General features: G+C 49.1%; 19 protein-coding genes and 1 tRNA gene. 7 read left to right on the forward strand and 13 right to left on the reverse strand.

Annotated features, from left to right (window positions below; all coding sequences use genetic code 11):
• The first annotated feature begins 46 nt into the window (after window positions 1-46).
• The gene (locus HY845_01400) at window positions 47-820 is read left to right on the forward strand and encodes a bifunctional 5,10-methylenetetrahydrofolate dehydrogenase/5,10-methenyltetrahydrofolate cyclohydrolase (GenBank protein QQG51973.1); all 774 of its coding nucleotides are present in this window, start codon (window positions 47-49) and stop codon (window positions 818-820) included.
• Here the strand turns inward: HY845_01400 and thrS are convergent.
• Window positions 794-2,533: a threonine--tRNA ligase gene (thrS, locus tag HY845_01405; GenBank protein QQG51974.1), complete on the reverse strand. Its 1,740-nt coding sequence runs from the start codon at window positions 2,531-2,533 to the stop codon at window positions 794-796. The two genes, HY845_01400 and thrS, sit on opposite strands and share 27 nt — an antisense overlap.
• A 148-nt stretch (window positions 2,534-2,681) precedes the next feature.
• Between thrS and HY845_01410 the strand changes: the two genes are divergently transcribed.
• The gene (locus HY845_01410; GenBank protein ID QQG51975.1) at window positions 2,682-6,308 is read left to right on the forward strand and encodes a carboxypeptidase regulatory-like domain-containing protein; all 3,627 of its coding nucleotides are present in this window, start codon (window positions 2,682-2,684) and stop codon (window positions 6,306-6,308) included.
• Here HY845_01410 and HY845_01415 read toward each other — a convergent pair.
• Window positions 6,305-7,444: a serine hydroxymethyltransferase gene (locus HY845_01415; protein QQG51976.1), complete on the reverse strand. Its 1,140-nt coding sequence runs from the start codon at window positions 7,442-7,444 to the stop codon at window positions 6,305-6,307. The genes HY845_01410 and HY845_01415 overlap by 4 nt on opposite strands.
• A gap of 264 nt (window positions 7,445-7,708) precedes the next feature.
• Between HY845_01415 and smpB the strand changes: the two genes are divergently transcribed.
• Window positions 7,709-8,158 (forward strand): SsrA-binding protein SmpB, encoded by a 450-nt coding sequence (smpB, locus tag HY845_01420; protein QQG51977.1) that lies wholly within the window; start codon window positions 7,709-7,711, stop codon window positions 8,156-8,158.
• On the opposite strand, the gene HY845_01425 is transcribed toward smpB, so the two are convergent.
• The 3 genes from HY845_01425 to HY845_01435 all read right to left on the reverse strand — a co-directional run bounded on the left by HY845_01425 (window position 8,159) and on the right by HY845_01435 (window position 9,821).
• Window positions 8,159-9,013 carry a hypothetical protein gene (locus HY845_01425; GenBank protein ID QQG51978.1) on the reverse strand — a complete coding sequence of 285 codons (855 nt, stop codon included), beginning with the start codon at window positions 9,011-9,013 and terminating at the stop codon, window positions 8,159-8,161.
• Complete coding sequence (locus HY845_01430; protein QQG51979.1) at window positions 8,994-9,272, reverse strand: hypothetical protein; 279 nt, start codon at window positions 9,270-9,272, stop codon at window positions 8,994-8,996. The genes HY845_01425 and HY845_01430 overlap by 20 nt, the downstream gene beginning before the upstream one ends.
• Window positions 9,273-9,335: 63 nt before the next feature.
• A complete protein-coding gene (locus tag HY845_01435; protein QQG51980.1) occupies window positions 9,336-9,821 on the reverse strand; it encodes a DUF4430 domain-containing protein in 486 nt (161 codons plus the stop codon).
• 75 nt (window positions 9,822-9,896) lie between these two features.
• Between HY845_01435 and ychF the strand changes: the two genes are divergently transcribed.
• Genes ychF through HY845_01450 form a run of 3 tightly spaced genes read left to right on the forward strand, consistent with a single transcriptional unit; the run spans window position 9,897 to window position 12,339 of the window.
• A complete protein-coding gene (ychF, locus tag HY845_01440) occupies window positions 9,897-10,958 on the forward strand; it encodes a redox-regulated ATPase YchF (protein QQG51981.1) in 1,062 nt (353 codons plus the stop codon).
• A gap of 9 nt (window positions 10,959-10,967) precedes the next feature.
• The gene (locus tag HY845_01445) at window positions 10,968-11,639 is read left to right on the forward strand and encodes a ceramidase domain-containing protein (protein QQG51982.1); all 672 of its coding nucleotides are present in this window, start codon (window positions 10,968-10,970) and stop codon (window positions 11,637-11,639) included.
• Window positions 11,626-12,339 (forward strand): hypothetical protein, encoded by a 714-nt coding sequence (locus tag HY845_01450; GenBank protein QQG51983.1) that lies wholly within the window; start codon window positions 11,626-11,628, stop codon window positions 12,337-12,339. The genes HY845_01445 and HY845_01450 overlap by 14 nt, the downstream gene beginning before the upstream one ends.
• 13 nt (window positions 12,340-12,352) lie before the next feature.
• Here the strand turns inward: HY845_01450 and HY845_01455 are convergent, their stop codons facing one another.
• The 8 genes from HY845_01455 to tsaE all read right to left on the reverse strand — a co-directional run bounded on the left by HY845_01455 (window position 12,353) and on the right by tsaE (window position 18,269).
• A complete protein-coding gene (locus HY845_01455; protein ID QQG51984.1) occupies window positions 12,353-13,033 on the reverse strand; it encodes a M48 family metallopeptidase in 681 nt (226 codons plus the stop codon).
• A complete protein-coding gene (locus HY845_01460) occupies window positions 13,011-14,219 on the reverse strand; it encodes a hypothetical protein (GenBank protein ID QQG51985.1) in 1,209 nt (402 codons plus the stop codon). Before HY845_01460 ends, HY845_01455 begins: the two co-directional genes overlap by 23 nt.
• 148 nt (window positions 14,220-14,367) lie before the next feature.
• Window positions 14,368-14,441 (reverse strand) — tRNA-Asp (locus tag HY845_01465).
• Between the two features lie 46 nt (window positions 14,442-14,487).
• Window positions 14,488-15,510 carry a peptidylprolyl isomerase gene (locus HY845_01470; GenBank protein QQG51986.1) on the reverse strand — a complete coding sequence of 341 codons (1,023 nt, stop codon included), beginning with the start codon at window positions 15,508-15,510 and terminating at the stop codon, window positions 14,488-14,490.
• A complete protein-coding gene (locus tag HY845_01475; protein ID QQG51987.1) occupies window positions 15,477-16,055 on the reverse strand; it encodes a hypothetical protein in 579 nt (192 codons plus the stop codon). The genes HY845_01470 and HY845_01475 overlap by 34 nt, the downstream gene beginning before the upstream one ends.
• 39 nt (window positions 16,056-16,094) lie before the next feature.
• Window positions 16,095-17,459, reverse strand: a complete 1,365-nt coding sequence (locus HY845_01480; protein ID QQG51988.1) for an LCP family protein — start codon at window positions 17,457-17,459, stop codon at window positions 16,095-16,097.
• Window positions 17,460-17,506: 47 nt separating this feature from the next.
• Entirely contained in the window at window positions 17,507-17,890 is a 384-nt protein-coding gene (locus tag HY845_01485) for a hypothetical protein (protein ID QQG51989.1), read from the reverse strand.
• The gene (tsaE, locus tag HY845_01490) at window positions 17,844-18,269 is read right to left on the reverse strand and encodes a tRNA (adenosine(37)-N6)-threonylcarbamoyltransferase complex ATPase subunit type 1 TsaE (GenBank protein QQG51990.1); all 426 of its coding nucleotides are present in this window, start codon (window positions 18,267-18,269) and stop codon (window positions 17,844-17,846) included. The genes HY845_01485 and tsaE overlap by 47 nt, the downstream gene beginning before the upstream one ends.
• 79 nt (window positions 18,270-18,348) lie before the next feature.
• Here tsaE and HY845_01495 point away from each other — a divergent pair, with 79 nt between their 5' ends.
• Complete coding sequence (locus HY845_01495) at window positions 18,349-18,726, forward strand: STAS/SEC14 domain-containing protein (protein QQG51991.1); 378 nt, start codon at window positions 18,349-18,351, stop codon at window positions 18,724-18,726.
• Window positions 18,727-18,769 lie beyond the last annotated feature (43 nt).

An 18,769-nucleotide genomic window follows, 5' to 3' on the forward strand; every position in this document is an offset into this window, starting at 1 on the left:
GTGGTAAGATGCTTCCTAGCTTAAACCTTACCTAGAATTGAGTCAGTTGATGCTACTTTCTGCTAAAGACTTAGTTACTGAAACTACTTCCCAACTTGTTAGGGATCGTCAAAAAATCAAAACCAGGCCTGGGCTGGCTTTAGTTTGGGTGGGAAATGACCCACAGACCAAAACCTTCATCCGCGTTAAACAACAAAAAGCCAAACAACTGGACTGCGATTTTTACCTTCACCACTTAGAACACGCAAAATTCGACCAACTCTCGGCGTTAATGCGCGGCCTGAATCGTAAGAAAGAAATCCACGGTATTGTCTTACAACTACCACTGCCCCGCAAAGAAGAGACCCAAGCGTTGATTGATTTGATGGAACCGAAAAAAGACATCGACCACCTTCGTCCCGACAGCCCGTTCGATGCCCCAACCCCCAGCGGAATCCTGGCGATTTTACGCCATCATAATATTGATCCAAAAGATGAGAAGACAGTGATTTTGGGTGCCGGACGGCTTGTTGGTGCCCCGCTTGCTGAAACCTACAAGAGAAATAAGTGGGATTTTGTGCAGATTCCACGCAAAGCCCGTGAACACCTCGAAGAAATCCGTCAGTCTAGCCTGCTTATAAGCGGTACTGGCGTACGTCAATTAGTAACGCCGGAGTTTGTTCGTGGCAAAATGGTCGTTGTTGATGGCTCGGGTATAGATGTTGACGTACCGGCGGTCGAAAAAGTCGCAAAAGCGGTGACACCTTCCAAAGGTGCCGTTGGCCCGATGACCGTTTGCTACTTGTTTAAGAATTTACTTCTTGCCGCGAAGCAGGCTTAAGAATTGTTCTACAGAAACGGTTGATTGCTCCGGCGTGTGACGCTCGCGGACGGCAACGGTTTTAGCGGTTTGTTCTTTTTCGCCAACCACTAGGATAAACGGTATTTTCTGGCCCTCGGCTTGGCGGATACGCTTACCGAGCGATTCATTAGAATCATCCGTCTCAACTCTAACGCCGCTCTGGTGCAATTCGTCGGACACTTTATCGGCATAGGTGACGAACTTTTCACTTAACGGCAAAACGACTACTTGTACTGGCGCAAGCCAAACTGGAAACTCACCGCCGAAGTGTTCGATCAGGATCGAGACGAAGCGCTCAATGGAACCCATGATTGCGGCGTGAATCATGACAACGTCCTCGTCTTTACCTGCAGGATTGACAAAAGTCAGCTCAAAGCGTTTCGGCAGGTTCATGTCTAACTGAATTGTCGCTACTTGCCACTGACGCTCCAGTGAGTCGTAGGCCATAAAGTCAATTTTTGGTCCGTAAAAGTTGGCCTCGCCAGGTGCGACCAAATATTTCGCCCCACGTTTCTTAGCGGTTTTTTCTAATTCAGCCTCAGAATTTTTCCAAATCTTCGGATCACCAAGATATTTCTCGGGAGTCTTAGGGTCGTGAAAAGATAATCTCACTTCAAGTCGGAAACCGAACCGGCTATAAAACTCCTCGACGATATCCCAAATAGCGTCTAGTTCCTCGCTGACTTGGTCTGGCCGGCAAAAAACATGGGCATCGTCCTGAGTGATACTAATAACCCGACTTAAACCGGCCAGCTCACCTGATTGTTCGTCACGATAGACCATTGTGGTATTGGCGTAACGTTGAGGCATCTCGCGGTAACTCCACTTTTTCCGCGCAAAAATCTGAGTGTGGTGCGGGCAATTCATCGGCTTGACGGCAAATTGCTTGCCCTCACGGGTTTCAATTACGAACAGGTCGTCTTTGAATTTATCCCAGTGGCCGCTTTTCTCATACAAGTCTTTCTTCGCTAGGTGTGGGATTTCGACTTTCTCGTAACCTTTTTTGCGTCGCAGCTCCCAGACGAAATCGTCGAGTAACTCGCGGATGACGGTACCTTTTGGCGTCCAGAGCGGCAGGCCGGGGCCCACCAGTGGCGAGAAAACAAATAGGTCGAGTGCCACCCCGAGCTTTTTGTGGTCACGTTTCTTGGCTTCCTCCAACATCTTAAGATGTTCGTCAAGCTCTTTCTTGGATTCGAAGGCCGTGCCGTAAATACGCGTTAGCATCGGATTGTTCTCGCTACCGCGCCAGTAAGCACCAGCAATACCGAGCAGTTTGACAGCTTTAACCTCCCCGGTCGAAGCAACGTGCGGGCCCTTGCACAAATCCCAAAAGTCGCCGATGACGTAGTGGCTGAGCTCTTTGTCGGGCAAATCGTTAATCAGCTCTTCTTTGTAGGGCTGGTGTTCTTTTTTTGCCCTGCCTAACGCCTCACTACGGGTCAAAGTTTTATGCTCAACGGGCAAGTTCTTAGCGATTAACTGGCCGATCGTTTTCTCCAGGTTTCGTAGGACCTCATCGTTGATCGGTTTCGTAAACTCAAAATCGTAATAGAAGCCGTGCTCGATTGGCGGGCCGATTGCAAGTTTAGCCTTGGGGTCGTACTCGAGTACTGCCATAGCCAAAAGATGGGCGGCTGTGTGCCTGATACGGTAGAGCCGTGAGTCTTCGTAGGGTTTTTGGCTTTTCATCTGTCACATCAGATTGTAACGGAACTTCTTAGGGTTTGAAACGCAACCGGTTGCCTTGCTGGCAATATCTTGCGATTATATTTTCGGAGGGAATATTTTTCGATCTAGCATTCCTAATAGAACAAAACACGCTCTGGCCAATTACCCATTGACCTTTTACTTTGGCCTACTTGCTTTAGGCCTAGCCGCATTACTTGGTTGGCTGAAGTGGGCTTATAAGTGGGATATCGACTTCCAGCAGTTCTACTTATGGGCTAGCCGTAACGCGGAGATTTTACTGATCGGGGTAACTTTTTTGCTGAGCTTAACGCTGATTGCGAGCGCGATTGCATACAGGCAGACGTGCAAGATGAGCCAGGAAGATTACTACCTGTGGCTTCAACAGCGGGCGACCAGAACACTCTTCCCGTTTTTTACGCCAATTCACGATTGGCTTAGACTACATGTCAGGCTCTATCGTTGGTGGCACACGCAGGTCTACTCAACGACATTACACGTGCTACTCTTTCTCTTTTTCCTTGTTTTGAGCGCCTCCTCCGTTAGAACGATTTATTCGCCGGCGCCGGGAGACCCGGGTTGTACAGGCGACGAACCGCCAATCACGATTTCTAGCAACACAACCTGGTCGGGCAACAACTGTTACGACACCATAACAATTAATAATAACGCTACCCTAACTCTAAACGGGGGAGCTTCTGTTCAGGCTAACTCCCTCACTCTAGGGACGGGCGCCATACCGCCGGTGAATGGTCACATCACCTTCAAATACGACACTCTTAATAACCTCGGTGTTTCGATCAAAATTTTGGGCGGCGTAACTGTGAATAGTGGTAGTACCATAAAGGGCAATGGCCAAGGCTACGCTGGTGGTACAGCCGGCTCAGTTAACGGCGCTGGAACCGGCGGTGGTCTTGGTAACGTTGGCGGCAACTCTGGCGGTGGTGGTTACGGCGGAGCCGGAGGAACGGTAGGTTCAGCGACAGGGGGTGCTACTTACGGCTCCGATACGGCGCCCGACGTCGCTGGTTCAGGCGGCGGGTACGTTTCTGTTAGTGGTGCGGCCAGTAACGGCGGGGCTGGTGGTGCGGCGTTAAAAATTGAATCAACCGGTACTTTTACGTTTAATGGCAGTATTAATGCCGATGGTACTGTTAGTGTGCCAGCTTCGGGAATAGGCAGCGGTAAGGGGGGCGGGGGCTCTGGCGGTAGTGTTTGGATGATTGCTGACACTTTCACTGGTACCGGAACTGTTACGGCCAATGGTGCCAACGGCGGGAGTAACGGTGGTGGTGGCGGTGGCGGTCGGATAGTTCGACGCTATACCTCAGCAATCGGTACGGGACTTACATTGAGCGCGACTAAAGGATCCGGAGGCACTGGCGGAGCCGATGGGACGATTAAAAATATCGGCCCGGTCACAACCTACGATGTTGCTGTTCCAGTCGGAGGCTCGACGACTAAAACAGCTGGGACGTCATTTTCTCTTGTGATTACGGCGAAGGATTCTCTTGGAGCAACGTACCCAACGTATAACGGTACGGTCACGTTTACTTCTAATGATACGCAAGCAATAATGCCTTCGAATTACACATTCGTCGCCGGTGATAATGGTATCAAAACCGTTAGTGGCTTCACGCTTAAGACGGCCGGCACCAAAACAATTACAGTAACCGAGGTTGGTAATAGTACAGTTATCGGCACGATCAACTTAACGGTTATCGCCGGTACCGCCACCAACTTAACGGTGACGGGCATTACTTCAACGGTTAGCGCCGGTAATGCCGTATCTCCGACGGTGACGATCTTTGACCAGTACGGAAACGTCGCGACCACTTTTACGGGGGTGGTAAGTTTCTCGTCGAATGATGCTCAGGCGACGTTGCCGGCAAATTATACTTTCGGGAATCCAGACCAAGGAGTGAAAGTTTTCACCAACCAGTTTGTTGTCAAAACGGCCGGCACGAGAACGCTCACGGCGACAGCCACGTCGTCCAGTTCCCCGGGCCTTTCCTCGACCTTCCAGGGGTCCCACAGTAATTTCACTGTCGTACCAAATACAGCGACGCAGATAATTCTGACCAACATTAATGACTCGGTCTTAGCTGGCGAAAAGCTGACCCCAATCGTAACGATGAAAGACGCCTACGGTAACGTTGCCACTGGCTACACAGGAACAGTTCGCTTCACAGCGACAGATACTAGCGCCGTTTTGCCGGGCGATTACACCTATGTCGCGAACGATGCTGGGATTAAGACGTTCACAAACCTACTAGAATTTAGAACCCTAGGTTCAATTACATTGACTATTGCCGAAATCGGGGGGTCGAGCGGAGGAATCATTTCAAGCGAACGGAGTCTATCCACTAAGCTGACTTTAACGGTTAACCCTGGTGCTCATTCTACGTACAGTCTAACTACCACCTCACCGCAAAAAGTTGGTGTTGGCTGGCAGGAAACGGTAACGCCGAAGGACGCTTTTGGTAATACCGTAACAATCTCGGAGAAAACCGTCATAACTCCTACCGCTTCGGGTTCGGTAAAGTTCTACACTAGCAATACTTACCTGACGGAAACAAGCGAGTATGTGATGGCGACTCAGTCGTTAACTATCTATCTCAAGGCAACCGCTGCTGGGACAACTACAATCACCGTTAATGACGGCACTCGTCAGGCCACTTCGGGAAGCATCAAGATCAATCCGGCGGATACCGCCACGGAAACACCGCCCGTGACTGGTACTACCGAAGAGACGCCGCCCACAACAGCTCCGCCAGTAACCACGCCGACTGTCTCTACACCACAGGCCACGTCCCAACCGTCAACTGGCATAACGCGAGTGTTCGAGACGATACAGGAAACTGTCGAGAATAACCAAGCGTTGGTGAACGCTGCTAACACCGCTGCGGTGGCCGTCTCGCCCGTTGCTACGGTCGTTGCCCTGGGGCCACTTAGCACCGCGTTAGTAACGGCGATAATTGACACCTTTGTTAAGGGTGCCTCATTCCTTGGTGGGTTCTTCGGAGTTACGCCAACACGCTTACGCGGTAGGCGTTGGGGCATTGTTCGTAACCGACGAAGCGGCATGCCAATTGGCGGCGTGTTTATCGAGTTATTGGACGCTACTGGAGAGGCGATCGACCGGGTCTTGACCGACCGAACCGGACATTATGCCTTCCTTGTGGATAAGCCCGGACGTTACTGGATCCAAGTGAGAAATCCGCTCTATGAACGATTTTTGAGCCGTCCGCTAACTGTCAATAATCCTGCCGACGATTTAATCAATGAAGACATAACGCTTGAGTTGATTGAGGAGAAATTGAAGAGTCGCATGATGATGGTTGGCTGGCTCTTTGGTCTCATGAGGGTACTTAACTTCATCCACTGGCCGCTCTTAATCTTCGGTAGCGTGTTAGCCGTTTATATCTACTCGATCGATCAGACTTTGCTTAAAGCGCTCGTGGTATCGCTCTATGTCCTGTTGTGGGGAACAAAGGTACTTGAACTTGATTACAAGCGACCGTTCGGAGTGGTAGTGGATGCGCAAACCGGTAAGCCCCAGCCTTCATCCGTGGTTCAGATTGTTCAGCGCTCCAAAAACGAAGGCCCGGCGAGTGTCCGTTCAACTATCACAGACCATGCGGGACGTTTCCTATTTGTCATCAAGCCTGGGCGATATCACCTAATTGCCGGGAAAGAAGGGTACGAACCAGTTGAGATGGAAATTCAGGGCGACACCGTTAACCTAACGATCAAGTTGAAGCAGGATAAGCGCTAGCGCTTAAGTATCGAGGCGATTTTTTTGGCAAGTGACGGCATGTCTTTCGTTGTCATGCCCTTGGTGGTAATTGCCGGTGTACCAAGCCTAATACCGTTGGGGTTCATCGGTGAAGCGTCGTCGTAAGGGATAGTATTTTTGTTAACGACTATCTTTTCTTTTTCCAGGCGACTCTGGGCCTCAGTGCCGTCGATTCCAAGTGGGCGTAAGTCTATAAGCATTAAGTGGTTGTCGGTGCCGTCGGTTAAGATCGTGATTCCTTCTTTTTGCAGGGATTGTGATAACTCGCGCGCGTTATCCAGTACGGCCTGGCAGTACTCAACGTATTTTGGGGATGATGCTTCTTCTAGCGCGACGCCAATTGAGGCAATGGCATTTTCATGCGGACCACCCTGGATGCCAGGGAAAACCGCTTTATCGATTTGTTTTGCTAGATCTTCCCTGCAAAAAATTAACGCTCCTCGCGGTCCACGTAGCAGTTTATGGGTTGTTGTTGTCACAATATCGGCGTTACCAAATGGCGTTGGATGAAGGCCGGTTGCCACCAGTCCAGAGATGTGGGAAATGTCCGCCAAATGATAGGCTCCAACACTTTTAGCGATAGCACTAAGGCGTGCAAAGTCGATTGTGCGTGGGTAGGCCGAGGCGCCAGAGATAATCAGTTTTGGTTTTGAAGCCTTAGCGGCCTTAGCGATTTCGCCATAGTCGAGCCGGTAACCTTTCTGGCTTACAACGTATGAAGTCCGGTTGTAAGTTTTGCCAGAAATCGTAATAGGATGGCCGTGCGTTAAGTGACCACCGTGGCTAAGCTCGAGTCCCATAATTGGGTCCCCCGGCTGGAGGAGTGCGAAGTACACCGCTAAGTTCGCAATTGAACCCGAATAGGCTTGGGTATTGACGTGATAATCGGTTTTAAAAACTTTCTGCGCCAAGCCAATCACTAGGTTCTCCATCTCGTCGACTACTTCATTACCGGCGTAATAACGCTTACCGGGGTAGCCTTCGGCGTATTTGTTAGTGAAATCAGATGCAAGGGCTGCTTTAACCGCATCGGAGGCGTAGTTTTCAGAAGCAATTAGATCAATACATTCGGCTTGTCGTGCCGTCTCCCGCTTCACTAAATCGACGATCTTCATGAGAGCATGTTAGCAGTAAGATGATTTGGTTCCAAGCGACGCGCCATCGGGGTAGCGGCATAATCCAAGCGGCTCGTTTTACATGACAAATTCAGACTCAGACCCTACAATACGGAAGAACGATGACTGTTATTGCCCGAAATACCCAAGCTTTGCTTTCGTTGCTCACAATGCGGATTATTGGTGGTGGCAAATGACAATCATAGCTCGCAATACTCAAGCTTCGCTTTCATTGCTCGCTTTGCCGATTATTATAATTAGCCAATGACAACCATAGCTCGCAATAAAAAGGCCTTCTTTGACTATGAAATCGAGGACAGCGTAGAGGCTGGTCTCGTATTACTTGGAGCAGAAATTAAAGCCATCCGCGCTAAAGACGTTAATATCACCGGTAGTTACATTAAGCCGTTTGCTGATAAATCAGGACGGGTTGAGCTATGGTGGGTTGGCAGCCATTTTGGCGTCGCTGAGGGTGATCAGACAAGGACGAAAAAGTTGCTGCTTAACCGTCGGGAGATTGATCATATCACTGGCCGACAGAGCGCCAAGGGTCAGACAATTTTGCCCTTGGAGCTCTTTATCAACCGTGGTCGTGCCAAGCTAAAAATAGGTTTAGGTACTCACAAGAAGCCTCATGACCGTCGAGAAGAGCTGCGCGAGCGTGCTGTTCAGCGCGATGCTGAACGTGACTGGCGCGAACGTTCGAAGCGCTAGTTACCTACTAGTTGGCGTGGAACTCTCGTCCTCAGACGAAGTTAATTCCTTGAGTTTGTCGATCTCGTCTCGGGCGGCGCTCAGGCTTGTTTTTGCTTCTTTAAGCTTGGCCTTCGCTGCTGCCAGGTCAGTTTTATAACTGGACGCACCCGGGTCGTTAGCAATTTTCTTGTAGGCGTCGTATGCAGCCTGCGCGCTAGTTTTTGCCTGGGCCAGCAAGCCCTCCAACGTCGTAGTATCGAGGCCGTCGGCCTTTAGACGATCAACTAAAGTTTTTAGCTTACCGTCAATCAGTCCGATTATTCTGTCTGAAGCGCACATGCCGCGCACTGCTGGTAGCAGGGCGACGTAAACGTGATTCTTGCCGATGATGCCGTTCTTTATCTGTGAACGAACTTGGTCGACGGTTGTATTACTCGGCACAGCTGCGAGATCTTGTTCCAATCGGGCAATTACAGCGTTAATCGCGGTCGTTGCTTCAGCCTTAGCCGCAGCGCGACATTTTTTGGTATATTCGCCATCGCGCAACTTCTTTAAGAGTTCCAAGCGTTCCTCGGTCAATTTCTCAGCTAGCTCTTTTGAGGATTCTAACTTTTTATCTTCTCGGGCATTTTTCGCTGTCTCGAGTGCGGCCTTGCGCGCTTCTCGCTCTTTCTTTACTTGCTCACGCAAGTTCTCGGCGGTTGTCTTCTTCAATTCAGCTTCTTTCTTCTGGGCCTCAGTTTGCTCAGTAGTACTGGATGATTCAGTGTCCTCGGCAAGGACTCTCACTGTAGTCGGGTAGGCTAGTAGGCCGAAGGCTAGAACTAACCCCAGGCTCACGCTTCCAACGGTCTTAAAAATCGATCGTGTCATCGTCGCTCCCTTCATCACTTGCGATTTGTGTTAGCTCTGTATCAACTTCATCCAAGGTCGAGGAAATTTCAGTTTTCGCCTCTGCTTTTGGATCGGTTGCAGTTGGCGTTTCGGTCGTTGTCGTCGTCGCTGTCGTGTCGGCGGTTTTTGAGGCACCGGTCAGATAGAACCACGCCGAAGCGCCGATTATCAGCGCCACAAAAACTACTGCCAAAATTACGTAAATTACTTTTGAGCCCCCAGTACTTTCTTCACCCATGATTATATAACCCCCTTATTACAATACGCTCTCAAAGAGAGAGCCAAGAGTCAAGGACAATTTTTACTGAGCGTTTTCGTATTTCCAGGTTAGGACGTCGGTAGCTTTAGTTATATAAGTACTTGCGCCCACTTCAGCAGGAGCACCGTTAATGTAGAACACCCAGAACTGATTTTCTGTCGAGGCTTTACCGTTGATAGCGATCACTAATTCACCGAGCCCTTCGTAAGTCTTGGTCTCTATCACAGCTCGTTCTCTGAGTAGCTCCACAGCGTTTTTACCCTCAACGCCTTGATAACTAATTTCGTTCTCAGTCTGCGTTACGGCCGTTGCGGCACCATCGGTCGTCTGTGGTTTATGGATAATTAGGTAAAGTCCGAAAGCTAGAATAAGTGCCATAAGCACGAGTACTAGACCTGTCCAGCGGGCTAGCGTTGTATGTGCTGTTTGGACTGTAACTGTCGAGCGGCTCTGATCTTCGGACTTGCGAGTAGAACGGGTTACGGTTGCAGACTTGCGGGGAGTTCGTTTGATTCTTCGTGTTGCCATTGTTGTTCACTTGTACGGTAAAACAAATCCGGCGTCAAGTGTAGCTTTGGAAGTTGTTACAGATATAATACCGATATGGAGATTGGAATCGTTGGTTTGCCGAACGTTGGTAAATCATCATTATTTAATGCGCTCACAAAAGCCGGCGCCGAGGCGCAGAACTTTCCGTTCACTACTATCGAACCAAATGTCGGCATCGTCGAGGTGCCCGACGAGCGGCTGAGCTTTTTAACAGAAAAATTTAAGGCAGCAAAAACCGTCCCGGCAACAATTAAGTTTGTTGATATCGCGGGACTTGTTAAAGGCGCGTCGCAGGGTGAGGGACTGGGCAATAAGTTCCTGAGCCATATTCGCTCCGTTGATGCGATTGCGGAGGTGGTGCGGGTTTTCGACGATCCGCAAGTAACGCATGTTCATGGCGGCGTCGACCCTGGTAATGATATCTCAACGATTAACACTGAACTCTTGCTAGCTGACTTAGAACAAGCTGACCGAGCGTTAACGGCCAACCAAGACAAAATCAAACGCGGCGAGAAGGAAGCTGTTAGGCTGGGCACTTTACTTGAGCAAGCCGTCGCCTTATTCAACGACAACAAACCGCTTCGAACTAACCCCGAACTCGCAAAGTCGCTACGCGATTTTCAATTCCTCAGCGCTAAGCCGCTATTATACGTCGCAAACACTGACGAAAAATCAGCTGACGTTAGCGCCGTCGAAACACACGCCCAAAACGAGCAGGCAAAAGTCGTGGCGATTAATGTTAAAGCCGAGCAAGAAATAGTTGAACTTCCTAGTGGAGAGCAGCTCGAATATCGTGAGGGGCTAGGTCTGAAGTCTGGGTTAGAAGAGGTAATTAAAGCCGGCTACGAGCTACTAGGATTAATTACTTTCTTTACCGCTGGACCAGACGAATCTCGTGCTTGGACGATCGCGAAAGGTACTAAGGCACCGCAGGCCGCCGGCAAAATTCACACCGATTTTGAGCATGGCTTTATACGCGCCCAAGTTTATACCTTTGAAGACATAAAAAAATTCGGCAGTGAGAAGGCGATTCGCGACGCCGGCAAACTACGTAGTGAGGGCAAGGAATATGTGATGCGCGACGGTGATGTAGTGGAGTTCCTGTTTAACGTGTAGATTTAGGTTATGGTTATCGCAAGAGTTAGCCGTTTCTGTGAAGCGGTTCGCGATGTTGGCATCGCCCAACCTGTAAACTCTTGGACTTCGATTATTTTCTTTTGGGCGGTGGCGATTTTCCTTTGGCAGCACGCTGCGCGCAATCAGCAATTTATTAATGGCAGTAAGCTCGTTAGCGTCTTATTTATTACGGTGGTTTTCCTGATCGGGGCAAGCTCGTTCTGGGGACACGCGACATTGAGTTTTTGGGGCGGAGTGGCGGATTTTTCTAGTATGTACCTGCTCGTGACATTGGCGGCGTTGCTTGGAATAAGCTGGTTCAAGCCGTGGCGAAATTCAACGTTAATTACCTGGTGGATTATCGTCAATATTCCGCTTTTTTACGTCGCTGGGCTCTCAGATGGGATAACCGACTATACATTTATGGCTTTAGTTTTTGTGGTTGTGATCTTGGAAGTTGTGGCGCTAAGCCGATTAAAGAAAATCGGCAGCCCTTATTTCTGGCTATCATTGACATCACTCGCCGTTGGCTACGGGGTCTGGCAACTGGATAGGCGAGGTATTTGGTGCAACCCGGAGAGCCTTTGGCAGGGTCACGGCCTCTGGCATCTTCTAACGGCTCTTGCTGCGGGCTTCCTTTATCTGTATTTGGCTGGAAAACCTGCAAATGAGTCGCGGTAAATTTTGGGTTAGTGTTGCCGTTCTCGTTCTAGTTAACCTAATACCTCTCGCTGGAGTGAAGTATTATGACTGGGATCTTGCGACGTTAATGTTTGGTTATTGGTTGGAGACGTTGGTGCTTTGCTTTTTCTCTGTAATAAAAATCCTTTGTTCTAAATCGCAGGACAGGAGGCCGGAGATCAAGGTCGAGGTTAATCCTCGCACTCTCCACTTCCGCTTGCGACCGATCGGGCGCTTCGAACACGCCGTGACGTTTCTTGCCTGGTCGGCGATATTCTTGCTAGTTCATCTGACGTTGATTTTCACCCTACTTTCTAACCAAACAGCGGGGCAATTTGGCTTCATTGAGGTGCGCACAATTGCGGAGTTCTTCTACCGAACTGACGCAAAATTCTTTCTGCTGGCCGTGTTCTTAAGCCATTTATTCTCTTTTGGAGTGAACTACATCGGCAAACAAGAAAATTTGATCTTTTCTCCGAAAGAGCTAATGGTCCAGCCAATTCGACGAGTTATGGCACTGCATTTAGCGATATTAGGCGGCGCACTTATTCTGGCTCGTCTTGATACATTGACGGGATTTCTGTGGATCCTGGTTATTCTCAAAATAATCCTAGACATTATCGCCCATCTCGAAGAGCACCGAATTGTGCCGCGCAGCACAGGCGACGATTTGGTGACAGATATCGGTCGCAATATGTAAGCTCGCCGCGCTGTTAGAAATGAAGGAGGTTGTGGTGTTTTTTGAGCCACCGCTCTGAGGCTTTGTAGTTTTTGTCGTAGCTCTCGACTAACGCCCAAAACCGCTCTGAGTGATTCATATGGGTTAAGTGTGATAGCTCGTGGTAGATAACGTAGTCGCTGACGCTGTCCGGTGCCATAATCAGTCGCCAGTTGAGCGATAACGTGTTGCGACTTGAGCACGAGCCCCATCGTGTTCGTTGGTCACGGATCGTGACTTTAACTACGTCTCGACCAACTAAATCTGCTAGCAGCGGTACGCGTTCACGAAACCGTTTTTCCGCCTCACGACGGTAAAATTTTTCTAAAATTTTCCGGACGGTATCATGATCCTCAGCTAGACTTGAAACGATGAAAGATCGCCCGTCTATTTTTACCCCGGATTTAACGTCGTTCGAAACGTTGAGGCGAAAATCATATTCCTGACCACGAAAGAAAAGTTTCTCTTGCTCGGCGGTTAGTTTATTTAACCTAGTCGTGGCCTCAGACAATTTTTCTTCAATCCAGTTTTCGTGCTCTAAAATGAAGTCTTCAATCAACTTTTGAGGCGCCCTTAAGGGTGCGGTCACTACTACTGAGCCGTCGTGAAAAACCTTTAGGCGTAAGTGACGGGACCGGCGTAGGCGTTTAACTTTAATCCGGTCTGGCATCTTCATTTTGTAGTTTTAGCGCATTCGCTTGTCGACGCCAAAATAAAATCCGCTGAATAACAATCGCTAAGCCCATCATTCCCACGCCGAATAACGACAAGAGGAGGTAAGCAACTGTTTCTTTTTGTTCGCCCAGCATCACAAAAGCCGGCAGGTTTAGGATTTGCTCAATCTTACTCTCGGTCTTTTCGCCGTTACTGTTCGTGGTGCGTGATGAGACTGGGTTACTGGCGTACTCTGGTTGGTTTTTAGGGCTATCGGTCGTTGGCGAGGTGGTTGCTGAACTGCTATTAGCGTTCTCGCTGGTCTTAGTAGTAGTTTCGGTGGAGCCTGAGCTACTCTGCCCGCCACCGTTGCTCCCAGAGTTACTGTTCGCGCCCTTTACAGAAGAAGCGAACTGATCTTGTGAGGCAGGGCTAGAATTAATTCTCATATCAAACTGCGGATAAGCGACGCTCCACCAAGTTAAGCCCTTTATTTTAGGAAACCCTGTTTCTAGATCGTCAAACATTTCTTTTATCCACTGCGCCTTACTTCCCCCTTGTTCAACCGAGCCAATTTCCATAATCAACATGTCTTTGTTGGTGACAGCAAGCATCTCATTGTAGGAACTCTCAAAAAGCTGACGGAAACTGAGCCAAGGGGCGCCATTGGTGCTACTAAAGTTGTAACCATCAAAGCCGGTGAAATCGACGTAATCGTCGCCCGGGTACATTGAAGCATAGGTTGCGGCGCCGCCAAACGGACGAATATTGGGCGACCAGACCCATTTAACATTATTTGTCCCAGCCTCACGGAACTTGTTGATGACGTATCGCCAGAAAGTCTTGTGGTTCTCGGTGTTATTGCCAACTTTGCCGATTCCCCACGGATTCCAATCACCGTTCATCTCTGCGGCAAGCGAGATGCGAACTTCGAAACCTAACGACTTAATGACTTGGGCGTAAGAATTGATGTAGTTGTCGTACTGACCGCTTGTGACGTCGTCGTACGAGACACCAACGTAATCAGAGCCGACTTTATACATGGGTTGCCAACTGAGTTCTGGCAGGTAACCGTTGCTGTGGTAATTTCTGGCGATATTTTGGTTAAGTTCCTGGTCCCAGTTTTGATACCACTTTAATGAGTAGAACTTAATTCCCATTTGTGCCTCGAAACTTGTCACCGGAGTAATGTCTGGGGCGCCATGCATCCAAAGGTTGACCTCAACCCTAGTTGGCTGGTGACTCGCGAGCACCCTTTTAGGGTTGGGCGACCAACACAATATTGCGAGGAGACATAAGAATACTGCGATTACTCTCATCCTCTGATGATAGCTGCTTTTGAGATTGGCTGCGCTGCGCAGTGGACGGGACTTGAACCCGCGACCCCCGCCGTGACAGGGCGGTGCTCTAACCAACTGAGCTACCACTGCAAGCTTTGTTATTTTCCCAAAATTTACTTACAAAATCCAGGAGAGATCAGGTTTTGACGTAGCGCTTAAGGCGGTATTTGCTGAGCTGTTGCTTGTACCATTCTTCGTACGTTTGCAGGTTATCGCCGGACCTTTCCGTGACTTGAAGAATGTGAAAGCCAAAAGGCGATTGGATGAGCCCAGAAATTTGGTTGACCTGTTGGGCAAAAGCGGCTTCCTCAAATCCGGGCGAGATCTGAGCCGATAGCTCGCCCTTGCGCCAGTACCCTAGGTCCCCGCCAGAGTCTTTCGACTTGGCGTCCTGGCTGAACTCTTTGGCAACTTCGGCAAAATCACGTCCGGTGTCGAGCTGTTTCTTAGCTTCGTTGGCAACAGGTTGGGTAGAGATTAGGATGTGTCGCACTCGAACTTTGGTAAGCACGGCGTTCTTTACTTTTTCTTTAAGAAGTTGCTCGGCAATTATTTCTTTAAAGTCGGCCAGATTCATGCCGTATAGCTCATCAATCTTCTTAGCGACATCTTCCGCCTTGCCCTGTTTCTCGAGCGCTTTAGTCAGCTCCTCCTCGGTCACCCGCAGCCCTCGTTGTTTTGCCTCCAGGACGATAACGCGGTCTTCAATCAGCCCTTCTAGCACCCGAGTTCGAAGCTCGGCGTCGGTCGGGGGCTTGAGGGCGGTGTCCTTTGGCACCTGATGGTTAAAGGTATTTAAAAAGCGCAGGCGTTCGAGAAACTTATGGCTCCAGATGAAGGAATTATTTACTTTTGCTGCTGGCAGAGGATAGAGGATAGCTAGTGTTTCCGTGAACGAGGTTTCGGATTTCTTCGGATAAATCAGAATGTAACCCAACAGGCCAAAAGCGGTATAAAGCACCAAAACAGCAATCGCGATGTCAACGAATAGGGTCGAGGGGTTGTTAGTATGCCGGCGTACAAGTGCCTTGACGAATGGGAGGCGAACTTTCGCCCAACCCCAAACGATCACGTAAATGCGCTTCAGGAAGTCCCAAAAGAGCGCCAAGACGGCCTTGACTCTCTCTAGAAAAATCTGAACTGAGGAAAATTTACCCACAGTACTGCCCCCAGCACTACGATAACAGTGACCAGGGTGAAAACAAAGTGAGCGATCAGCGATCGCCGCTCACTTGTGGAAAAAAGCTGAATCAACTGCCAAAAAGTATAGTAAATAATGAAACTTATCAGGCTATTTTCGAAGTAGGAGAACGGCCAATAGAGCAGCAAGCTATTTACCTGAGCAGTCAGGAACGCCAATACCAGCCAGTGGACAACATTGTCGCGCTCGATGGGCATTCGGTTTAGCCGCCGCAGAACCAGTCCCGAAGTGGTGATAAGGATAAAGACAACCAAGGTTACGATTAATGGATGTAATAGCACGTAGGCTTGCCAGTAGTTTGCCAAAAGCAAAATGAAGAACGGGGTACCGATTAGCGGGTAGCTAGTTTGTCTGACGGCAGCGCTAAGAGCAATCACAGCTGCAGCAATGGATAGAGCGAACCGAGTTGAAGTTTGCGGTATAGTGTCCCAAACAACGGCGAGCGTTATAAAAGGCACGAGCCAGAAAAAAAGCGAGGCGTAGGGCGGATGAGCGGCTCTCATGTGAGACACATTACAGTAATTTACTGGTTGGTAGTAGAACTATTTTGCTTTGTAGTTTGAGCCGACGGTTATAACAACCTTGGCCTGGCCGGGTCGCTCATCGGCCTTTCCTTTGGTCGGATTAATGCCGAACCGTTTTTTAAGCAACGCAGTAGCGTATGGCGCGTCCTCGAAGTATTTAATAGTTGTCGTAAGCGAGACACTGCTTGCAACCTGGGTACTAGTGACGTTGTAGCCTAAGCTCTTAAGCTTAGTGGCGACGGCTTGTCCGGTACCAGTTTTGCCACTGGCGTCGATAATAACGACGCTGGCGTTTTCCTTAACGAGGTAAGGTTCAGGCAGGTAAGAATTAACGAATTCGATTACCTCAGTCCAGTCATTGTCGCCCTTCTTCGGCACCAGCACATAAGCGCCGCCTATTGTGGTACTTCGCAACACTCCGTCATTACCATTTTCTAGAACAGCGGATTTAATTCTATCGCTTTTAGTATCTTTGATTAGTTTGTAGAGCTGGGATATCTGGTCGACAGTTAGATCGGTTCGCAACCCCTTGCCAACGGCGGTGATGATTGAAGTAATTTTCTGCGGGTTTATAAATAGATTGGAGCTAACTATCTTATCTCTTAAAGCAATTACGACCTGCTGTTGTCGACGTGCCCGGCCAAAATCGCCACCGCAATTTCCACCGCGGCACCGAGCGTACTTGAGCGCGGTCTCGCCGTTTAAAGTCTTCATTCCCGCGCCGATACTAAACGGATCGTAGCCAGAATATGATCTATTCGGGAAATTGGGGTCACTGAGCGGCTTTTCGACGTAGACTTGGATGCCGCCGACCGTGTCGACGATTCGCTTCAAGCCGTCAAAGTCAATTTTGACAAAGTAACTCGTTTTAACGCCGACTAAGTCCTCGATCAGCTCGCTCAGACTCTCGGCGCCGTAGTCGATCTCCGGATCGCAAGTGGAAGTTTTACGCGGGCAATTTTTTGACGAATCTCGGTAGACTTCGTTAATGCGCGTTTTACGGTTCTTTGCTGGATTTGTGACATATAAATCACGTGGGATGGAGAGCATGGCGATAGAATTATTGATTGGGTCGATAGAGGCGATTTGAATTGAGTCCGTCAAGCCGGCGGCGCTATCGACTCCGAGTAGTAGAATGTTAATGCGGCTCTCGCCTTCAGCTAGTACCTTGTCCGGGTCGATGTTACTGCCAAACTTAAAGAATGATGGTGTCTCGTCAGTGTTTTTGGCGGTAATGTTCTTGAGCGCTAATGCCCCAGTTACTCCAACCCACCCAGCGATGCCAATAATAATAATAACGACTCCCCAAAAAAATCGTTTCCAAACTTTGCGCCGCCTGTTAGCGGGCTCGTCAACAGGGTTGATTACACGTCTGATTAACATGATGCTGCCTCCTACTGTAACACAGCCTGCGCCTAAGAGCACTCCTGTTAATCGCGAGGCGAGAAGTAGGTTGTGACGTCAAATTCTTCGCCCGACATTAGCCGTTCGGCGGCCTCGGAAATATCGGTTCCGGGTATGACGATGACCGGCATGCGATAAAGCCAGTGCAGGGTATTTCCCGTCGTGGCGCCGATTCTAATTCCCGTGTACGAACCTGGCCCCTCAAGAACGGCGACGGCTTTTATTTCGCCAATCTCAATATGGTTGTTATCAATTAGTTCTTCGACGATCGACTGTAACTCTTGGGCGCGGCGAGATTTTTCGCTAATTTTTACGGAACCATTTTTTATCAACGCCACCGACGTTTTATCCTTTTCGGTAGTATTAAAAACCAAAATTGTTGGAAAATGTGATACGTCGTGTTTTATCATCAATTATTTCTAGCGATATAGTCTTAGCTTTTTTCGGAAGGTGTGCGGCGGCTATTTCTGGCCATTCAATAAAGGCGATCGTTCCTCGGTCGCCGATATGGTCCTGCCAGTCGAAGCTCTCTATTTCCTCTGCTGTCAGTCGGTAAAAATCGAGATGCAATACTTCCTTCACGCCTTGCCATTCGACGGGGTAGCGGCGCTCCAGCACGAAAGTTGGGCTACTAACCCTACCCGCGTAACCCATCGCTGCGACGAGGTGCTTAACTAAGCTTGTTTTCCCAGAAGCAAGTGGGCCCGAAAGAGCGATAACGTCGCCATCGTGCAGTGACCCAACTACCTTTTTTGCCACCGTCAAAAGGCCTTCCTCGTTAATTTCCATAGCCGTATTTTACTTTAGGGCTATCGTCTTACCAAATTAACCAAATTCAAGCTTGACCTATACTGCTAAAATCAACCAGATGGCGAATAAGGTTACTTTGCACGACTCTTTTATAGAACTAGTTTTTATAGGAGATCAGACAGAGAAGACTGTCCGTTCGATTTCAGAAAAAGCACGTCGATTGAGCGAGAAGCAGTGGAAAGGCGATCCGACACTTGTCCTTGTGAATTTATACAAAATGGGCAAATCTAGTTTCACTTCCCGCAGCGCGGCTTTGGAGGCGTTAAATGCCGCTCCATTTATTCGTATGGCAGTCTACGCAAACAGTGTTTTCTTACGACACGTCGCCGAGCTGATCATCCGAGCTGCACGCATGGGCGAAAAGATAAGAATCTTTACTGCCCGTGAGGAAGCAGTTCGTTGGTTAACTGGAGGCAACCATTTCAAAACAGAGTGACCGACAATCTAACGGTAAGTTAAAGGCTAAGTCTGATGCGCTG

The organism is Candidatus Berkelbacteria bacterium, from assembly GCA_016432625.1.
GTDB lineage: Bacteria > Patescibacteriota > UBA1384 > 2-12-FULL-50-11 > 2-12-FULL-50-11.

What these genes read in the sequence shown, in the direction of transcription:
- thrS (QQG51974.1), bottom strand. Translation starts at nt 2,533, where the DNA reads ATGAAAAGCCAAAAACCCTACGAAGACTCACGGCTCTACCGTATCAGG.
- HY845_01415 (QQG51976.1), bottom strand. Translation starts at nt 7,444, where the DNA reads ATGAAGATCGTCGATTTAGTGAAGCGGGAGACGGCACGACAAGCCGAA.
- smpB (QQG51977.1), top strand. Translation starts at nt 7,709, where the DNA reads ATGACAACCATAGCTCGCAATAAAAAGGCCTTCTTTGACTATGAAATC.
- HY845_01425 (QQG51978.1), bottom strand. Translation starts at nt 9,013, where the DNA reads ATGACACGATCGATTTTTAAGACCGTTGGAAGCGTGAGCCTGGGGTTA.
- HY845_01430 (QQG51979.1), bottom strand. Translation starts at nt 9,272, where the DNA reads ATGGGTGAAGAAAGTACTGGGGGCTCAAAAGTAATTTACGTAATTTTG.
- HY845_01435 (QQG51980.1), bottom strand. Translation starts at nt 9,821, where the DNA reads ATGGCAACACGAAGAATCAAACGAACTCCCCGCAAGTCTGCAACCGTA.
- ychF (QQG51981.1), top strand. Translation starts at nt 9,897, where the DNA reads ATGGAGATTGGAATCGTTGGTTTGCCGAACGTTGGTAAATCATCATTA.
- HY845_01445 (QQG51982.1), top strand. Translation starts at nt 10,968, where the DNA reads ATGGTTATCGCAAGAGTTAGCCGTTTCTGTGAAGCGGTTCGCGATGTT.
- HY845_01450 (QQG51983.1), top strand. Translation starts at nt 11,626, where the DNA reads ATGAGTCGCGGTAAATTTTGGGTTAGTGTTGCCGTTCTCGTTCTAGTT.
- HY845_01455 (QQG51984.1), bottom strand. Translation starts at nt 13,033, where the DNA reads ATGAAGATGCCAGACCGGATTAAAGTTAAACGCCTACGCCGGTCCCGT.
- HY845_01460 (QQG51985.1), bottom strand. Translation starts at nt 14,219, where the DNA reads ATGCATGGCGCCCCAGACATTACTCCGGTGACAAGTTTCGAGGCACAA.
- HY845_01475 (QQG51987.1), bottom strand. Translation starts at nt 16,055, where the DNA reads ATGAGAGCCGCTCATCCGCCCTACGCCTCGCTTTTTTTCTGGCTCGTG.
- HY845_01480 (QQG51988.1), bottom strand. Translation starts at nt 17,459, where the DNA reads ATGTTAATCAGACGTGTAATCAACCCTGTTGACGAGCCCGCTAACAGG.
- HY845_01485 (QQG51989.1), bottom strand. Translation starts at nt 17,890, where the DNA reads ATGATAAAACACGACGTATCACATTTTCCAACAATTTTGGTTTTTAAT.
- tsaE (QQG51990.1), bottom strand. Translation starts at nt 18,269, where the DNA reads ATGGAAATTAACGAGGAAGGCCTTTTGACGGTGGCAAAAAAGGTAGTT.
- HY845_01495 (QQG51991.1), top strand. Translation starts at nt 18,349, where the DNA reads ATGGCGAATAAGGTTACTTTGCACGACTCTTTTATAGAACTAGTTTTT.